The following is a 1,029-nucleotide window of genomic DNA, read 5'->3' as shown; positions in this document are numbered from 1 at the left end:
CCTTGTCAGCCCTGCCCGACCGGCGCGATGCCCAGACGGGGTATCTCGATCGCGGGGCAGCGGTTCATCACGACCTTCAAACCGGCGGCTTCGGCGCGCGCGGCGGCCGCTTCGTTGACGACGCCCAGCTGCAGCCAGACCGCCTTGGCTCCGATCGCGATCGCCTCATCCACCACGTCGCCCGCCGCCTCGGATCGGCGGAAGATGTCGACGATGTCGATGGGGTCGCCCAGCTGGCCCAGCTCGCGAAAGACGAACTCGCCATGCACATGCTCGCCGGTGATCTGCGGATTCACCGGAATCACGCGGTAGCCATGATCCTGCAGGCGCTTCATAACGCCATAGGACGGCCGATCCGGCCGATCCGACGCGCCGATCAGCGCGATCGTCCGCGCATTCGCCAACAGCTCGCGAATATCGTCATCTGCGGTCAACGGCATCGGCTATCCCCTTGTTGCCCACCGGCGCCGGACATTTTCGGGCAGGGACGGCAGGCTATCGCGGTCTAACGCCCCGCCGCCATGCCGGTTTCATCATGCCCGATCGAGCCATTCAGCAACCTTGTCCGCCAGTGGCGCGAAGACCGTGTCGCCCTCGCCCGCCGCTGGCGGCTGGCCCGCATCGGAGGCGGTACGAATCGCGATGGTCAGCGGCACCCGGCCGAGGAACGGAATGCCCAGCTCGGCGGCGGCCGCCTCCGCCCCGCCCGATCCGAACGGGTCGGAGATGCCACCGCAATGCGGGCAGCAATAGCCCGCCATATTCTCGACCAGGCCGATGATCGGCACCCCCGCCTTGGTGAACAGGTCGATCGCGCGGCGTGCGTCGATCAGCGCCAGATCCTGCGGCGTCGAGACGATCACCGCGCCCGCCGGGCGATGCTTCTGTACCATGGTCAGCTGTACGTCGCCGGTGCCGGGCGGCAGGTCCAGGACCAGCAGCTCGGTCGCGCCCCAGTCGCCGTCGACCAGCTGGCTCAGCGCGCCCGCCGCCATCGGCCCGCGCCACGCGATCGCCTTGTCCGGCTCG

General features: G+C 68.9%; 2 protein-coding genes. Both read right to left on the bottom strand.

Annotated features, from left to right (window positions below; all coding sequences use genetic code 11):
- Positions 1-5 precede the first annotated feature (5 nt).
- Positions 6-440 carry a CoA-binding protein gene (locus U1700_RS15400; protein WP_294270114.1) on the bottom strand — a complete coding sequence of 145 codons (435 nt, stop codon included), beginning with the start codon at positions 438-440 and terminating at the stop codon, positions 6-8.
- Positions 441-533: 93 nt separating this feature from the next.
- Positions 534-1,029 (bottom strand): P-loop NTPase (locus tag U1700_RS15395; protein ID WP_332753536.1); only part of this gene is annotated, 496 nt, incomplete at its 5' end.

This window comes from Sphingomonas sp. RB1R13 (assembly GCF_036663775.1).
Lineage (GTDB): Bacteria > Pseudomonadota > Alphaproteobacteria > Sphingomonadales > Sphingomonadaceae > Sphingomicrobium.
Note: the sequence above shows the minus strand (reverse complement) of the source record. Positions and strands in the feature narration are given on the sequence as shown.

Excerpts from the sequence above, each read along its gene's own strand:
- U1700_RS15400 (WP_294270114.1), bottom strand. The coding sequence starts at position 440 with ATGCCGTTGACCGCAGATGACGATATTCGCGAGCTGTTGGCGAATGCG.